At 74.7% G+C, this 15186-nt stretch carries 14 protein-coding genes; 13 read left to right on the top strand and 1 reads right to left on the bottom strand.

What is annotated here, in order from left to right; translation table 11 throughout:
* Positions 1-108: 108 nt before the first annotated feature.
* From I598_RS06615 to I598_RS06555, 13 genes are all read left to right on the top strand, one after another.
* Positions 109-1203 carry a BMP family lipoprotein gene (locus I598_RS06615; protein WP_068202284.1) on the top strand — a complete coding sequence of 365 codons (1095 nt, stop codon included), beginning with the start codon at positions 109-111 and terminating at the stop codon, positions 1201-1203.
* Positions 1204-1318: 115 nt separating this feature from the next.
* Complete coding sequence (locus I598_RS06610; RefSeq protein WP_068202283.1) at positions 1319-2842, top strand: ABC transporter ATP-binding protein; 1524 nt, start codon at positions 1319-1321, stop codon at positions 2840-2842.
* On the top strand, positions 2839-4203 hold the full coding sequence (locus I598_RS06605; RefSeq protein WP_232314283.1) for an ABC transporter permease: 1365 nt from the start codon (positions 2839-2841) through the stop codon (positions 4201-4203). The genes I598_RS06610 and I598_RS06605 overlap by 4 nt, the downstream gene beginning before the upstream one ends.
* On the top strand, positions 4200-5495 hold the full coding sequence (locus I598_RS06600) for an ABC transporter permease (protein ID WP_083972974.1): 1296 nt from the start codon (positions 4200-4202) through the stop codon (positions 5493-5495). The genes I598_RS06605 and I598_RS06600 overlap by 4 nt, the downstream gene beginning before the upstream one ends.
* 2 nt (positions 5496-5497) lie before the next feature.
* The gene (locus I598_RS06595) at positions 5498-5887 is read left to right on the top strand and encodes a cytidine deaminase (protein WP_068202282.1); all 390 of its coding nucleotides are present in this window, start codon (positions 5498-5500) and stop codon (positions 5885-5887) included.
* Entirely contained in the window at positions 5884-7179 is a 1296-nt protein-coding gene (locus tag I598_RS06590) for a thymidine phosphorylase (protein ID WP_068202281.1), read from the top strand. Before I598_RS06595 ends, I598_RS06590 begins: the two co-directional genes overlap by 4 nt.
* Before the next feature lies 1 nt (position 7180).
* Positions 7181-7990 (top strand): hypothetical protein, encoded by an 810-nt coding sequence (locus I598_RS06585; protein ID WP_068202280.1) that lies wholly within the window; start codon positions 7181-7183, stop codon positions 7988-7990.
* 19 nt (positions 7991-8009) lie between these two features.
* On the top strand, positions 8010-8243 hold the full coding sequence (locus I598_RS06580; RefSeq protein WP_068202279.1) for a hypothetical protein: 234 nt from the start codon (positions 8010-8012) through the stop codon (positions 8241-8243).
* 63 nt (positions 8244-8306) lie between these two features.
* Positions 8307-9410, top strand: coding sequence for an adenosine deaminase (locus I598_RS06575; RefSeq protein ID WP_068202278.1), 1104 nt, complete (start codon positions 8307-8309; stop codon positions 9408-9410).
* Positions 9407-10123, top strand: coding sequence for a deoxyribose-phosphate aldolase (deoC, locus tag I598_RS06570; protein WP_068202277.1), 717 nt, complete (start codon positions 9407-9409; stop codon positions 10121-10123). The genes I598_RS06575 and deoC overlap by 4 nt, the downstream gene beginning before the upstream one ends.
* 25 nt (positions 10124-10148) lie before the next feature.
* Positions 10149-10790: an ABC transporter ATP-binding protein gene (locus I598_RS06565; RefSeq protein ID WP_068202276.1), complete on the top strand. Its 642-nt coding sequence runs from the start codon at positions 10149-10151 to the stop codon at positions 10788-10790.
* Positions 10787-12433, top strand: a complete 1647-nt coding sequence (locus I598_RS06560) for a hypothetical protein (protein ID WP_157557171.1) — start codon at positions 10787-10789, stop codon at positions 12431-12433. The genes I598_RS06565 and I598_RS06560 overlap by 4 nt, the downstream gene beginning before the upstream one ends.
* Before the next feature lie 71 nt (positions 12434-12504).
* Positions 12505-13311: a siderophore-interacting protein gene (locus tag I598_RS06555; RefSeq protein WP_068202274.1), complete on the top strand. Its 807-nt coding sequence runs from the start codon at positions 12505-12507 to the stop codon at positions 13309-13311.
* Positions 13312-13417: 106 nt separating this feature from the next.
* Here I598_RS06555 and I598_RS06550 read toward each other — a convergent pair whose 3' ends face one another.
* On the bottom strand, positions 13418-15184 hold the full coding sequence (locus tag I598_RS06550) for a phospho-sugar mutase (protein WP_068202273.1): 1767 nt from the start codon (positions 15182-15184) through the stop codon (positions 13418-13420).
* Between the last annotated feature and the right edge of the window lie 2 nt (positions 15185-15186).

The raw sequence follows: 15186 nt of genomic DNA, 5'->3' as shown, positions 1-15186 counted from the left end.
ACCTGCGGATTGACCGGTAGCGCTCCCGGGCGTGGATACGCTGGTCGTCTCTGATCGTGAGACGGGGTCCTCCCGGCCTCACGCCCCCTGATCTGACAGGAGCAACTGGTGAAGAGTGCGTTCCGTTTCACCGCCCTCGCGGGCGTGGCCGCGCTGACCCTCGCGGCGTGCGGCTCGGCCCCCGAGGAGACCACGGGCGAGTCCGGCGAGTCGGCGGCGCCGGCCAGCGACTTCTCCGCCTGCATCGTCTCGGACCAGGGCGGCTTCGACGACAAGAGCTTCAACCAGCTCAGCTACGAGGGTGCGAAGAAGGCGTCCGACGAGCTCGGTGCGCAGTTCAAGGAGGTCCAGTCGGCCTCGGACTCGGACTTCAAGCCGAACCTGCAGTCGCTCGTCGACCAGTCCTGCGACACCATCGTGTCCGTCGGCTTCGCCCTGTCGGCCGCGACCATCGAGTCGGCGACCGCCAACCCGGAGACGCACTACATCATCGTCGACGACGCGGCCGACGCCGACTTCGACGGCACCACGGACGCGGAGAACATCAAGCCGCTGCTGTACAACACGGCCGAGGCCGCGTTCCTCGCGGGCTACCTGTCCGCCGGCTACTCCGAGGCCGGCAAGGTCGGCACCTTCGGCGGCGCGCCGTACCCGACCGTGACGATCTTCATGGACGGCTTCAAGCAGGGCGTCGAGTACTACAACGAGGCCAACGGCACCGAGGTCGAGGTCATCGGCTACGAGGGTGGCGAGGAGGGCGCGTTCACCGGCGAGTTCGTCGCCAACGAGACCGCGAAGACCACGGCGAAGAACATCCTCGACCAGGGCGTCGACGTGATCCTGCCGGTCGGCGGCCCGATCTACCAGTCCGCGATCGCCGCGATCGAGGACTCCGGTCGCGACGTCGCGCTCGTGGGCGTGGACGCCGACTTCTACGAGACCGACCCCACCACCCAGCCGTTCGTGCTGACCTCCATCCTCAAGAAGATGGACACCTCCACCTACGAGGCCGTGCTGGCCTCCGGCGAGGGTTCCTTCGACGCGTCGACCTACGTCGGCACGCTCGAGAACGAGGGCGTGGGCCTGGCCCCGCTGCACGACTTCGAGTCGAAGGTCGACCCGGCGCTGTGGGAGGAGACCATGGCGCTGCAGGAGCAGATCATCGCCGGCGAGGTCGAGGTCACGTCCTACCTGGCCGAGTGATCCGCCCGAGCGCCTGACGACGCCGCGGGACACGGGAAGCTTCCCCCGTGTCCCGCGGCGTCGTGCGGCCTAGGCTGGCACCGACGCAGACCGCGAGGAAGGCGGACGCAACACGATGAGGCTCGAGCTGCGAGGCATCACCAAGCGCTTCGGTGCACTGGTGGCCAACGACCACATCGACCTGGTGGTCGAACCGGGGGAGATCCACTGTCTCCTCGGGGAGAACGGCGCCGGCAAGTCGACGCTGATGAACGTGCTGTACGGCCTGTACGACGCCGACGAGGGCGAGATCCTCCTCGACGGCGAGGTGCAGGCGTTCGCCGGCCCGGGCGACGCGATGGCGGCCGGCATCGGCATGGTGCACCAGCACTTCATGCTGGTGCCCGTGTTCTCCGTCGCGGAGAACGTCATGCTGGGTCACGAGCGCACGTCCGGTCCCGGGGTGCTCGACCTCGGTTCCGCCCGCGACGCCGTCCGGTCCACGGCCGCCCGCTTCGGCTTCCACGTCGACCCGGACGCGATCGTCGAGGATCTCCCGGTCGGTGTGCAGCAGCGTGTCGAGATCATCAAGGCGCTGAGCCGCGACGCGCAGGTGCTCGTCTTCGACGAGCCCACCGCCGTGCTCACCCCGCAGGAGACCGACGAGCTGATGGCGATCATGCGCCAGCTCCGGGACGACGGCGCCGCCATCGTGTTCATCACGCACAAGCTGCGCGAGGTGCGCGAGGTCGCCGACCGCATCACGGTGGTGCGGCACGGCAGGGTCGTGGGCGAGGCCTCCCCGACGGCCACGGACGCCGAGCTCGCGTCCCTCATGGTGGGCCGCGCCGTCGAGCTCACCGTGCGCAAGGACGCCCCGCGGCTCACCGACAACGAGCTCGCCGTCGCGGACCTCGTCGTGGCGCTGCCCGACGGTCAGGTCGCCGTCGACGGCGTGAGCTTCACCGTGCGCGGCGGCGAGGTGCTGGCCGTGGCCGGTGTCCAGGGCAACGGGCAGACCGAGCTCACCGAGGCGCTCCTCGGCCTGCACCAGGACGTGTCCGGCTCCGTCCTGCTGGACGGGCGCGAGCTCGTGGGCCGCAGCGTGCGACAGGTGCTCGACGCCGGCGTCGGGTTCGTGCCGGAGGACCGCAGCACCGACGGGCTCGTCGGCGAGTTCACGGTGGCCGAGAACCTCGTGCTGGACCGCACCGACGGGCCGCCGTTCGTCCGGGCGGGCAGCCTGCAGCTCGGTGCCCGGGACGACTTCGCGCGCGACAAGGTCCGCGAGTACGACGTCCGCACCACCGGCATCGACCTGCCGGTCGGCCGCCTGTCCGGCGGCAACCAGCAGAAGGTCGTGCTGGCGCGCGAGCTGTCCCGTGACCTGCGGCTCTTCGTGGCCGCCCAGCCGACGCGCGGCGTCGACGTCGGCTCCATCGAGTTCATCCACAAGCAGATCGTCGCGACGCGCGACGCCGGCATCCCCGTCGTCGTCGTCTCGACCGAGCTCGACGAGGCCGTCGCGCTCGCCGACCGGATCATGGTCATGTACCGCGGGAAGGTCGTCGGGATCGTGCCCGCCGAGACCCCCCGCGACGTGCTCGGCCTGATGATGGCCGGTATCGCTCCCGAGTCCACCGAAGGAGAGGCCGCGTGAGCGACACGCCACCGAAGGACGCCGCCGAGCGGGGGGAGAACACCCTCGACGAGGCGATGGACCAGGTCGACCCCGCCACCGAGCCCGGTCTCGCCGAGGAGCTCGAGCAGGAGCGCGCCCGCGAGGAGGCGCTCGCCGTCGAGGAGTCGGGCGACCGCTGGCGGGACGCGTTCCGCCGCATCGCCTCGGGTGGGTGGGCGGTCTCGCTCGGCGCCGTGCTGCTCGCGGTGATCGCGGGATCCCTGATGATCGTCGTCACCGACGAGAACGTCCAGGCGACCGCGCAGTACTTCTTCGCGCGGCCGCAGGACATGCTGGCCGCCGTCGGCCAGGCCGTGGGCGGCGCCTACTCGGCGCTGTTCCAGGGTGCGGTCTACAACTTCAACGCGGACGACTTCGCCACCGGCATCCGCCCCCTCACGCAGACCCTGACGAACGCGACGCCGCTCGTCGCGGCCGGCCTGGGCGTCGCGGTCGCGTTCAAGGCGGGCCTGTTCAACATCGGTGGTCAGGGGCAGATGCTCATGGCCGCCACCGCGGCCGGCTGGATCGGCTTCGGCGTCACGGGGCTGCCCTTCCCGATCCACCTGCTCGTCGCGCTGGTCGCCGGGCTCCTGGCGGGTGCGCTGTGGGCCGGGATCGCGGGCCTCCTGCGGGCCCGCACCGGCGCGCACGAGGTCATTGTGACGATCATGCTGAACTACGTCGCGTTCTACCTGCTGTCCTACTTCCTCGCGACGCCGGGCCTCATGCAGGCGCCGGGTTCGGCGAACCCGAAGACGCCGCCCATGCAGGAGTCGGCGATCCTGCCGCCGCTGCTCGGCGACCGGTACCCCTTGCACTGGGGCTTCGTCCTCATGCTGGTGGCCGTCGCGATCGTGTGGTGGCTGCTCAACCGGTCCGCCGTCGGGTTCTCCTACCGGGCCGTCGGCGAGAACCCGCGCGCCGCACGCGTCGCCGGCATCGACGTGTCCCGGGCGACCGTGTCGGTCATGCTCGTGGCGGGTGCGCTCGTCGGTCTCGCCGGGGTCACGCAGGTGCTCGGCACGTCCACCACCGGGTTCAGCTCGGACGTCGACGCCGGGATCGGCTTCGACGCCATCACCGTCGCGCTGCTCGGCAACTCGAACCCGATCGGCGTCCTCGGCGCGGGCATCCTGTTCGGTGGTTTCAAGGCCGGCGGCTCCGCCATGCAGGCCTCCCAGGGCATCCCCATCGAGATCGTCCTCGTCGTCCAGTCGCTCATCGTGCTCTTCATCGCCGCACCCCCGCTGGTCCGCGCGATCTTCCGGCTGCCGCAGCCGGGCAGCACCCCGAAGAAGAAGCGGTCCAAGGCCGCCGCGAAGGAGGTGTCGGCATGACCGCCCCCGCCGTCGAGAACGCGTCCGCCGCGACGCCGGACGCCCCGCGCCGGATCAGCACGTTGTCCTGGAAGACCCCGATCGTGCTGGGTGTCGTCCTGGCGCTGTACGCGCTGCTGCTCCTGCTGGTGCCGCACGAGGGCAGCTCCCGGTTCTCGCTGTCGACGCCCACCGACTTCGTCGTCTTCCCGGTGCTCGTGGTGCCGGCGATGCCGACGGCGTGGGTGTGCGGCGCGATCGCGGCCGTCATGCTGGTGCTGTCGGTCGTCGCGACCCGGGCGCAGCGCCGGACCCCGCGGTGGGCGGTCGGCGTCTTCGCCGCCGTGCTGCTCGTCGGGTTCCTCGCGTGGGCCGCCGCGGGCAGCCCGCGCGACCTGTCGGTCGTGGGCCTGCTCAGCGGCGCGCTGGTGCTGTCGGTGCCGCTCGTGTACGGCGCCATGACCGGCGTCATCGGCGAGCGTGCCGGTGTCACGAACATCGCGATCGAGTCGAACCTGCTGGCGGGCGCCTTCACGGCGGCCATCGCGGGCTCCCTCACCGACAGCCCGTGGGCGGGCCTGGTGGCCGCCATGCTGGCCTCCGCGCTGGTGTCCCTCGTGCTGGCCGTCTTCACCATCACGTACCGCGTCAACCAGATCATCGTCGGTGTGGTGCTCAACGTGCTGGTCATCGGTCTGACGAGCTTCTTCTACTCGCTCGTCCTGGTGCCCAACACGGAGGCGCTCAACGCCACGACCCGGTTCCCGCGCCTCCCGATCCCGTTCCTGGAGCAGATCCCGGTGATCGGGCCGGTGCTGTTCAACCAGACGATCATCGTCTACCTCATGTTCGTCGTGGTCGCGGCGGTGTGGTTCGCCCTCTTCCGCACCCGGTGGGGGCTGCGCCTGCGCGCCGTGGGCGAGCACCCCCGCGCCGCGGACACGGTCGGCATCGACGTGCTGCGCACCCGCTACCGTGCGCTGCTCATCGCGGGCGCGGTCGGCGGCATCGGCGGCGCGTTCTACACCGTGGTCTCCATCAACCAGTTCAACAAGGAGATGACGGCGGGCGCGGGCTTCATCGCCCTGGCCGCCATGATCTTCGGCAAGTGGGACCCGATCCGGGCCGCGCTCGCCGGCCTGCTCTTCGGGTTCGCGACCAACCTGCAGAACGTGCTGTCCGTCGTCGGGTCCCCGGTGCCGAGCCAGTTCATGCTCATGCTGCCCTACGTGGTCACCCTGTTCGCCGTCGCCGGCCTGGTCGGACGGTCGCGGCCACCCGCTGCGCTCGCCCAGCCCTACACCAAGGAGTAGGGATGGGCGTCGACTGGGAGGCGCTGCGCGCCGCCGCCGTCGAGGTGTCCGCCCGCGCCTACGCCCCGTACTCCGGGTACGGGGTCGGCGCGGCCGCCTACGCGGACGACGGCCGCCTGCTCGTCGGCTGCAACGTGGAGAACGCCGCCTACGGCGTCACGCTGTGCGCCGAGTGCTCCCTGGTGTCCGCGCTGGTCACCGGGGGCGGCGGCCGCCTCACGGCGTTCACGTGCGTGGACGCCGCCGGCGCCGTCATCACCCCGTGCGGGCGGTGCCGCCAGCTCCTGTGGGAGCACGGCGGCCCCGACCTGCTCGTCGAGACCCCTGGGGGCGTCGTGCCGATGACGGAGATGTTGCCCCAGGCCTTCGGACCGGAGAACCTGAACCGATGAACGAACCGTTCGACGCCGTCGACGTCATCCGCGCCAAGCGCGACCGCACCCACCTGTCCGACGCCCAGATCGACTGGGTGATCGACGCCTACACCCGCGGCGTCGTCGCCGAGGAGCAGATGTCGGCCCTCGCCATGGCGATCCTGCTCAACGGGATGAGCCGCGGCGAGGTGGCCCGCTGGACGCACGCGATGATCGCGTCCGGCGAGCGCATGGACTTCTCCGGGCTGTCCCGCCCGACGGCGGACAAGCACTCGACGGGTGGCGTGGGGGACAAGATCACCCTGCCGCTGGCTCCCCTCGTGGCGGTCTTCGGGGTGGCGGTGCCGCAGCTGTCGGGCCGCGGGCTCGGTCACACGGGCGGCACGCTCGACAAGCTGGAGTCGATCCCGGGCTGGCGCGCCGCGCTGTCCAACGACGAGGTGCTCGCCCAGCTCGAGGACGTCGGCGCCGTGATCTGCGCGGCCGGCTCGGGCCTCGCGCCGGCGGACAAGAAGCTGTACGCGCTGCGCGACGTGACCGGCACCGTCGAGGCGATCCCCCTCATCGCGAGCTCGATCATGAGCAAGAAGATCGCCGAGGGCACCGGCGCGCTGGTGCTCGACGTCAAGGTCGGCTCCGGCGCGTTCATGAAGGACCTCGCCCAGGCGCGCGAGCTCGCGCGCACCATGGTCGAGCTCGGCACCGACGCGGGCGTGCGCACCGTCGCGCTGCTCACCGACATGTCCGTCCCGCTCGGCCTGACCGCGGGCAACGCGCTGGAGGTGCGCGAGTCCGTCGAGGTGCTGGACGGCGGCGGCCCGGCGGACGTCGTGGACCTCACGGTCGCGCTGGCCGTCGAGATGCTGGCGGCGGCGGACCGGCCGCAGGACCCGGCCGACGTGCGTGCCGCCCTCGGCGACGGTCGGGCGATGGACGTGTGGCGCCGGATGATCCGCGCCCAGGGCGGCGACCCCGACGCGCCGCTGCCGGTCGCGCGGCACACCGAGCAGGTCGTCGCGGACAAGGACGGCGTCCTGGAGCACCTCGACGCCTACGCCGTCGGCGTCGCGGCGTGGCGGCTGGGTGCGGGGCGGTCTCGCCGGGAGGACCCGGTGCAGGCCGGTGCCGGCGTCGAGCTGCACGCCCGCCCGGGCGACCGGGTGGCGGCGGGGCAGCCGCTGCTCACCCTGCACACGGACACCCCGGAGCGGTTCGCCCGCGCCCTGGACGCGCTCGACGACGGCTGGCGGGTCGCGCCGCCCGGGTCGGCGGTGCCGGACCACCCGATCGTCATCGACCGGATCCACTGACGTGGCCGGGCTGCGCCTCACCGACCTGCTCGCGGGGGCGCGGCTCTTCTCCGGCGGCCCGGACCCGTTGCCGCCGACGCCGTCGGACGCGCTCCCCGCCGACGTCGAGCAGGCGCTCGAGGCGCTCCCGGTGCAGGCCGCGACCTGGGTCCGCGACCCGCTCGTCCGCGCCCGTCCGCCGCGCCCCTGGGTGCCGCGCGCGCTCGGGCTGCCCGGCGGGCACGTGGCACGGCAGACGTCGCCGGTCACGTGCGGTGCTGCCGTCCTGTCGATGCTGGCCCTGGCCGGGGATTCCCGGCTCGCGCTGCGGCTGGCGCGGTCGGCCGACCCGGCGGCCGCGTTCTCCGGGCTGCAGGAGCGCGTGCACGCGGCGGCCACCCGGGGTCCGGGCGGGCTGCCCGCCTGGCCGCGCGGGTTCGGCACCCCGCCGTGGGGTGCTGCGGCGCAGGCCCGGTTCGGGCCCGTCCGGTACACCCACCGGGTGGTGGGCCGCGACGGGCGGCCCGTGCTCCGCCACGCCGTCGCCGCCGCCCGGCAGGGCCTGCCCGTGCCGCTCTACTCGGGCGGTGACGTGGCGGGCGGCGTCGACCGCGCGGTGCCGCGCCACGTCGTCCTGCTGACGGGCGCGCGGGGTAGCGGCACCGGCGAGGCCGTGACGCTCTACGAACCGTCGTCGGGCGCTCTGCACACGTTGCCCGCCGCGGTGCTGATCGAGGCGTCCGACGAGCCCCGGGCCCGCGCCGCGCGGACCCGCGCGCTGGGCGGGTGGCCGCACGTCGTGTGGGCGGTCCTGCCGTGCGAGCGCCGCTGACGCGGGTCACGATGGCGGCATGACCACGACGCCGTCCGACGCCTGGCGCGACGCCGGGCTGGAGGAACCCGACGAGGTGACGAGCCTGGTCGACGAGACCTCGCGCGCCCCCGCGCCGCCCACCGTCCCCGACGCCGAGGAGTACCGGCCGGGGACGCCCCGCCCGGACCTCGACGGGTCCGCGGACGAGGCGGACGTGGCCGAGCAGGCGAGCGTCGTCCCCGACGGACCGGACGACCCCGAGGCGGGGTGAGCCCCGCCACGGCGGGGCCCGACGGGACGGCAGCGGCTCCGGCGCGCCGGTAGGTTGGGCACCATGACGCAAGCCCTCCTCGACGCGATCCCCGACCTGCCCAAGGTCCTCCTGCACGACCACCTGGACGGCGGGCTGCGCCCGCAGACCGTCCTGGAGCTGGCGGCCGCCGTCGGGCACGACCTGCCCGCCCACGACGCCGAGTCCCTGGGCGACTGGTTCCAGGCCGCCGCGGACTCCGGTTCGCTGCCCCGCTACCTGGAGACGTTCGACCACACCATCGCGGTCATGCAGACCCCCGAGGCGCTGGCCCGCGTCGCCAAGGAGGCGGTGCTGGACCTCGCCGCGGACGGCGTCGTCTACGCCGAGCAGCGCTGGGCGCCGGAGCAGCACGTCCAGCGCGGCATGACGCTGCCGGAGACGGTCGAGGCCGTCCAGGCGGGCATCGACGCGGGTGTGCGCGAGGCCGCCGCGGCGGGCCGCACGATCCGCGTCGGCCAGCTCGTCACCGCGATGCGCCACGCCGACCGCTGGCAGGAGATCGCCGAGCTCGCCGTCGCCTACCGCGACGCGGGCGTCGTCGGCTTCGACATCGCGGGCGCCGAGGACGGGTTCGCCCCCGACCGGCACGCCGGGGTGTGGCGGTTCCTGGCGGAGCAGAACTTCCCGACGACGATCCACGCGGGCGAGGCCTCCGGGCTCGCCTCCATCTCCCAGGCCGTCCACCTGGGCCAGGCGGACCGCCTCGGCCACGGCGTGCGCATCATGGAGGACGTGCGGCTGTCGGAGCACGACCGCACCGCCGAGCTCGGTCCGCTGGCCCACTGGGTCCGCGACCACCAGATCGTCCTCGAGGTGTGCCCGGTGTCGAACCTCCAGACGGACGCGGCGCCCGGCGCCACCTCGGTCGCGGACCACCCGATCACGCGGCTCAAGGAGCTCGACTTCGCGGTCACGCTCAACACCGACAACCGCCTCATGTCGCGCACGTCGCTGTCGCACGAGATGCGTCTGCTGGTCTCCGAGGCGGGCTGGACGATCGACGACCTCGCCGACGTCACGCTGACGGCCGCGTGGAGCGCTTTCCTGCACCACGACGAGCGCCGCGCCCTCGTCGACGACGTCATCCTGCCCGGCTACCAGAAGGTCGAGGGGGCCCTGCGATGAGCCAGGTGCGCACGCCGACGACGGCGGCCGAGCTGGCCGCGTACGTCGACCACACGTTGCTCAAGCCCGAGGCGACGCCCGCCGACGTCACCGCGCTCGTCGAGGAGGGCGCCGCGCTCGGCGTGTTCTCCGTGTGCGTGTCGCCGACGTTCGTGGCGCACGCCGTCGAGACCGCCGCGGGACGCCTCGCCGTGGCCACCGTGTGCGGGTTCCCGTCGGGCAAGCACGCGAGCGACATCAAGGCCGCCGAGGCCGCGCGCTCCGTCCTGGACGGCGCCGACGAGGTCGACATGGTGATCGACGTCGGCGCGGCGAAGGCCGGCGGGTTCGACCTCGTCCAGGCGGACGTCGCGGCCGTGCGCGCCGCCGTCCCGGCGGACAAGGTCCTCAAGGTCATCATCGAGTCCGCGGCGCTGACCGACGACGAGATCGTCGCGGTGTGCCGCGCCGCCGAGGCCGCGGGCGCCGACTTCGTCAAGACGTCGACCGGCTTCCACCCGGCCGGCGGTGCCTCCGTGCACGCCGTGGGGCTCATGGCCGCCACCGTGGGCGGGCGTCTCGGCGTCAAGGCCTCCGGCGGGGTCCGGACGCTGGCCGACGCCCAGGCCATGATCGCCGCCGGGGCGACCCGGCTCGGGCTGTCCGGCACCGCGGCGGTGCTCGCCGGCTTCGACGGCGACCAGGCCGCGCCGGACGCCGGCAGCGGCTACTGAGCCGGGCGGCGGTAGCCTCGACCGGGTGAACGCGCTGGTCGAGGTCACCGCCGCCTCCCGCACCCACGGCACCGTCCAGGTGCTCGCCCCGACGTCGCTGTGCCTCGGAGCCGGGCAGGGGGCGGCCGTCGTCGGCGCCAACGGGGCGGGCAAGTCCACCCTCCTGCGGCTCGTCGCGGGCACCGACACCCCGACCGCCGGCACGGTGACCGTGCTGGGCCTGGCCGCCGTCGACGCGCGGCTGCGCCGCCGCACCCAGGTGTCCCGGCTGCTGGGCGCCGCACCCACCTACCCCGACCTGACCGTGGCCGAGCACCTGCGGCTCGTCGAGGTCGCGTGGGGCGGGCACCACCCGGGGCCCGGGGTCGACGAGGCCCTCGCGGGTGCGCACCTCGAGCGCGTGCGCGACCAGTACCCCGGCGAGCTGTCGTCGGGGGAGTCGCAGCTCTTCGCGCTCGCCCTCACCCTCTACCGCCCCGCCGCCCTGGTGCTGCTCGACGAGCCCGAGCAGCGCCTCGACGCCGTCTGGCGCGACGTCGCCCGGCGCCTCGTGCTCGCCGCGCTGGACCGCGGGCGGACCGTCCTCGCCGCCACGCACGACCCCGGGCTGCGCGACGCGCTCGCCGACCGCGGCCCCGTCGTCGAGCTCGCCGCGCCCGCACGATGAGCGACGAGAACCCACCGGGCCGTCCCGCCGCCGTCCCCGCCTCCCCGGCGCCGTCCCCCGGACCCGTTCCCGGCGGCCTCGACCCGCAACGTCTCGTGCCCTACGGGCGGTGGCGGCGCTGGGTCCGCGCGCTGCGCGCCCGCGGCGCACGACGCCAGGGCGACGGCGGTCACGGGGAGCGGCTCTCCCTGCTGTACGGGCTGGTGCTCGTCGCGCTGATGTACGTGCCGATGGGCTGGGTCGCGATCGAGCAGGCCGGGACGTCGCTGGGGCGGGCCGCGGGCACGGTCGGCGGCGGGTCCGGGACGGACGCCCTCATGGTGGCCGGGGTGGCGCTCGTCGCGGTGGCGGGGCTCGGAGCCCTGGCCCTGCCGCGTGCGGGACTGCCGCTGTGGGTGTCCGCGCCCGACGCGCGGTACGCCCTGGTCGGGGTCTGGCGTCCCCGGACCGTGCTGTGGCGACGCGGTGCCCTCGTGCTCGCCCTCGCCGCCGTGCTGGGGACGGTCGTCGGGTCCGCCCTGGCGTCCGCCCTGGTCCGGCCGGCCTCCGCGGGGGAGCTGATCGGCTGGGCGGCGTGCGCCGCCGGGATCGCGCTCGCACCGGTGGCGATCGGGGTCGCGGCCCAGTGCCCGCGATGGCGTGCCGTCGCGGTGCCGGTCGCGGTGAGCGTGGTCGTCGTCGCCGCGGTCGTGGCCGTCGTCGGGCCCGGCCTGACGGTCGACGCGGCCCCGGCGGTGGCCGAGCTCTGCGTGGACCCCGCCGGATGCGCCGGACCGGGTGTCGCGACGTCGTCGGCCGGGCCGCCCGCGGTCGTGGTCGGGTGGAGCGTCGCGGTCGCGGCCGTCGCCGCCTGGCTCGTCCTGGGGGTGCTCCCTGCGGCCGTGGACCCGGACGCGACGGCCGCTGCCGGGGCGATCGCCCGGACCACGGGGGTCGGCCTGGCCGCCGGGGACGCGAGCGGGCTCCGGCCGGCCACTTCTCCCGCGCGTCGGCACCGGGCCGAGCTGTCCGCCCGGCTGCTGCGGGTCTCGCCGGTGGTCGCCCGCGACGTCCTCGGCCTGCGCCGCCGGCCGGTCGGCCTGGCCGGGTCCGTCCTCGTCGGGGTGCTGGGCGCCGCCGCGGTGGCGGTCGCCGACGCCGCGGCGCTGGTCGCCGTCGTCGGGGCCCTGGCGTTCTACGCGGCGTCCGCCACCTGGACCCGAGGCCTGGAGGCGATGGCCTCCCAGCCGGTCCCGGGCGGGCTGCTGCCGCAGGGGCCCGGGCGTCAGGTGGCCGGGCACGCCGCGGTACCGGTCGTCGTCGGGATCGTGGTGGCCGCCGCCGGGGTCGTGCTCGCGGCACCGGCGGGAGTCGCCGGGCCTGGGGCCGGTCCCGCCGTCGGGGCGGTGGTCGTGGCGGTGCTCGGCGCGCGCGTAGGGGTGGCGGGTGCGACGACCGTGCCGCCGGGGCTGTTCACCCCGACGGTGGGCCCGACGGGGGACCTCTCGGCGCTCGTCGTCGCCGCCTGGTACCTGCGCGGGTGGCTGGTGGTGGGTGCGGTGGCCTGGTCGACGACCCGGTCCGCGACCGGCGCGGTGCTCCTCGCCGCGGTCGTGGCCGGGGGATGGGCCGTCGCCGCCGTGCGGCGCGCGGAGCGGGGCTGAGCAGGGCTCGGCCCCCGTGTGATGCAGGTCTCCTGACGACGGGACCGGGCCGGAGGTTAGGCTCACCTGTGATGGACACCTCGACGCAGACGACCGACCGCCCCGGACCGCCCCGGCGCGGCACCCCCCACCGCGCGACGGTCACCGCCGTGCGGTGGCTCACCGAGCACATGGTGCGGGTGACCATCGCCGGGCCCGCGCTCGCCGCGCTCGACGTCACCGAGCACACCGACCGGTACGTCAAGCTCGTCCTGGGCCCGCCGCCGGTCGAGGGTGCCCGCCCCGTGGTGCGGACCTACACGATCCGCGCGGTGCGCGACGACGGGTGGGACCTCGACCTCGTCGTGCACGGCGACGTCGGGCTGGGCGGTCCGTGGGCGGCCCGCGTGCAGCCCGGCGAGGAGGTCACGTTCCTGGGACCGGGCGGCGGGTACGCGCCGGACCCGACGGCGCCGTGGCACCTGCTGGTGGGCGACGACTCCGCCCTGCCGGCGATCGCCGCCGCGGTCGAGGCGCTGCCCGCGGGGGCCCGCGCCGTGGCGTTCGTCGAGGTGCCCGGGTCCGCCGACGAGCAGCCGCTCACCACCGCCGCCGACCTCACGCTCGTCTGGGTCCACCGGGGGACGGTCCGGCTCGAGGACGCCGTGCGGGCCGCGCACGCCGCGGGCGACCTGCCGGACGGCGTCCCGCACGCCTTCCTGCACGGCGAGGCCGGGTGCGTGCGCGCCCTGCGCCGCTGGGCGCGCGCCGAGCTCGCGGTCGGCACCGACCGGCTGTCGGCCTCGGGCTACTGGCGGCTCGGCCACGACGACGAGGCGTGGCGGGCCGCCAAGCGGGACTGGAACGCCGCCGTCGAGCAGGACGACGCGACCCTCTGACACCGCCCCCGGGTATGCAACGAGCGTGCAGACTTGGTACCTCATCGCGCCGGATGAGGTACCAGGTCTGCACGCTCGTTGCCACCCCAGGGAGTGTGGCGACCAGTCAGAGGCCGAGCGCCGCGGTGAGCTCCTTCTTCAGGGCCACGAGCCGCTCGCGCGCGGCGACCCGGGCGTGCCCGACGTCCAGGGCGGACGCGTCGACCGCCACCGGGGTGACGACCTCCAGGTAGCACTTCACCTTCGGCTCGGTGCCGGACGGGCGCACGATCACGCGGGTGTGGTCCTCGGCCAGCAGCAGCATGCCGTCGGTGGGCGGCAGACCGTCGTAGCCGTCGGCGAGGTCCACGACGGTGTGCACGGTCGATCCGCCCAGCGTCGCCGGGGGAGCGGAGCGCAGGCGCGCCATGGTCGCGGGGATCTGCTCCAGGTCGTCGAACCGGGCCGAGAGCTGGTCGGTGACGTACAACCCGTGCGCGCGGGCGACGTCGTCGAGCGCGTCCACCAGCGTGCGACCGTCCGCCTTGAGGCGCGCGGCGAGCCCGGCGACGACGACGGCGGCGCTGATGCCGTCCTTGTCGCGCACGCTCGCCGGGTCCACGCAGTAGCCGAGCGCCTCCTCGTAGCCGAACACGAGGCCCGGCGTGCGGGAGATCCACTTGAAGCCCGTCAGCGTCGTGACGTGCTCCACGCCGGCGTCGGCCGCGATCCGGCCGAGCGCCCGCGACGACACCACCGAGCTCGCGACCGTCGTGCCCGGGCGGGCGACCGCCCCGGCGACGGCCTCCGCGCCGAGCAGCATGCCGACCTCGTCGCCGTGCAGCATCCGCCACCCGCTCGACCGCGCCGTCTCGACGCCCAGGTGCGTCCCGAGCGTCACGTCGCGCACGGCCACCGCGCACCGGTCGGCGTCCGGGTCGTTCGCGATGACGACGTCGGCCCCCCAGTCCTGCGCCAGCCCGAGCGCGAGGTCGATCGCCCCGGTCTCCTCCGGGTTGGGGAACGCCACCGACGGGAAGTCGGGATCGGGTGCCGCCTGCTCCTCGACCGGGGCGACGTGCGTGAACCCGGCGTCGGCCAACGCCCGGGCCAGCACCCGGCCGCCCACGCCGTGCAGCGACGTCGTGACGACCCGCAGGGCGGCCGCGGCGTCCGCGCCCGCCGTGCGCAGCGGCACCAGCGAGGTGAGATAGGCCTCCACGACGTCCCGGTCCAGCACCGCCCACCCGCCCTCGGCGCGCGGCACCGAGTCGGCGGGCCCGACGGCGGCGATCCGCTCGGCGATCCCGGCGTCGTGCGGGGGCACGATCTGCGCGCCCTGCCCGTCGTCGGCGACCACCCGGCCGCCCAGGTACACCTTGTAGCCGTTGTCGGCCGCCGGGTTGTGGCTCGCCGTGACCATGACCCCCGCGTCCGCGTCGAGCCTCCGGACGGCGAACGCCAGCACGGGGGTGGGCAGCGGCGCGGGCAGCAGCAGCACCTCCGCACCGGCCGCCGCGAGGACCGCCGCGGTGTCGTGCGCGAAGTCCGACGACCGGTGCCGGGCGTCGTAGCCGATGACGACGCGCGGGCCCGAACCCGGACCGAGCGTGTCGGTCAGGTACGCGCCGAGACCTGCCGCCGCACGGGTCACCACGGCACGGTTCATCCGGTTCGGCCCGGCGGCCATCGCCCCGCGCAGCCCGGCCGTGCCGAACTCCAGGGTGCCGTCGAACCGGTCCCGCAGCTCCGCGAGGGACCGCGGGAACCGCGTGCCGTCGTCGGCGGTCGCGCGCTCCACGAGCCGGGTGAGCTCGTCCGCGTCACCGTCGTCGACGTCGTGCCGGATCCACGTCTCGACGCGCGCCAGCAGGGACTCCATGGACTCGGCCATCG

Origin of the sequence: Isoptericola dokdonensis DS-3 (assembly GCF_001636295.1) — a bacterium.
Taxonomy (GTDB): Bacteria; Actinomycetota; Actinomycetes; order Actinomycetales; family Cellulomonadaceae; genus Isoptericola; species Isoptericola dokdonensis.
Note: the sequence above shows the minus strand (reverse complement) of the source record. Positions and strands in the feature narration are given on the sequence as shown.

Bases quoted from the DNA above. Each gene is read 5' to 3' on its own strand.
- I598_RS06610 (WP_068202283.1), top strand. From the start codon at position 1,319: ATGAGGCTCGAGCTGCGAGGCATCACCAAGCGCTTCGGTGCACTGGTG.
- I598_RS06600 (WP_083972974.1), top strand. From the start codon at position 4,200: ATGACCGCCCCCGCCGTCGAGAACGCGTCCGCCGCGACGCCGGACGCC.
- I598_RS06595 (WP_068202282.1), top strand. From the start codon at position 5,498: ATGGGCGTCGACTGGGAGGCGCTGCGCGCCGCCGCCGTCGAGGTGTCC.
- I598_RS06590 (WP_068202281.1), top strand. From the start codon at position 5,884: ATGAACGAACCGTTCGACGCCGTCGACGTCATCCGCGCCAAGCGCGAC.
- I598_RS06580 (WP_068202279.1), top strand. From the start codon at position 8,010: ATGACCACGACGCCGTCCGACGCCTGGCGCGACGCCGGGCTGGAGGAA.
- I598_RS06575 (WP_068202278.1), top strand. From the start codon at position 8,307: ATGACGCAAGCCCTCCTCGACGCGATCCCCGACCTGCCCAAGGTCCTC.
- deoC (WP_068202277.1), top strand. From the start codon at position 9,407: ATGAGCCAGGTGCGCACGCCGACGACGGCGGCCGAGCTGGCCGCGTAC.
- I598_RS06560 (WP_157557171.1), top strand. From the start codon at position 10,787: ATGAGCGACGAGAACCCACCGGGCCGTCCCGCCGCCGTCCCCGCCTCC.
- I598_RS06555 (WP_068202274.1), top strand. From the start codon at position 12,505: ATGGACACCTCGACGCAGACGACCGACCGCCCCGGACCGCCCCGGCGC.
- I598_RS06550 (WP_068202273.1), bottom strand. From the start codon at position 15,184: ATGGCCGAGTCCATGGAGTCCCTGCTGGCGCGCGTCGAGACGTGGATC.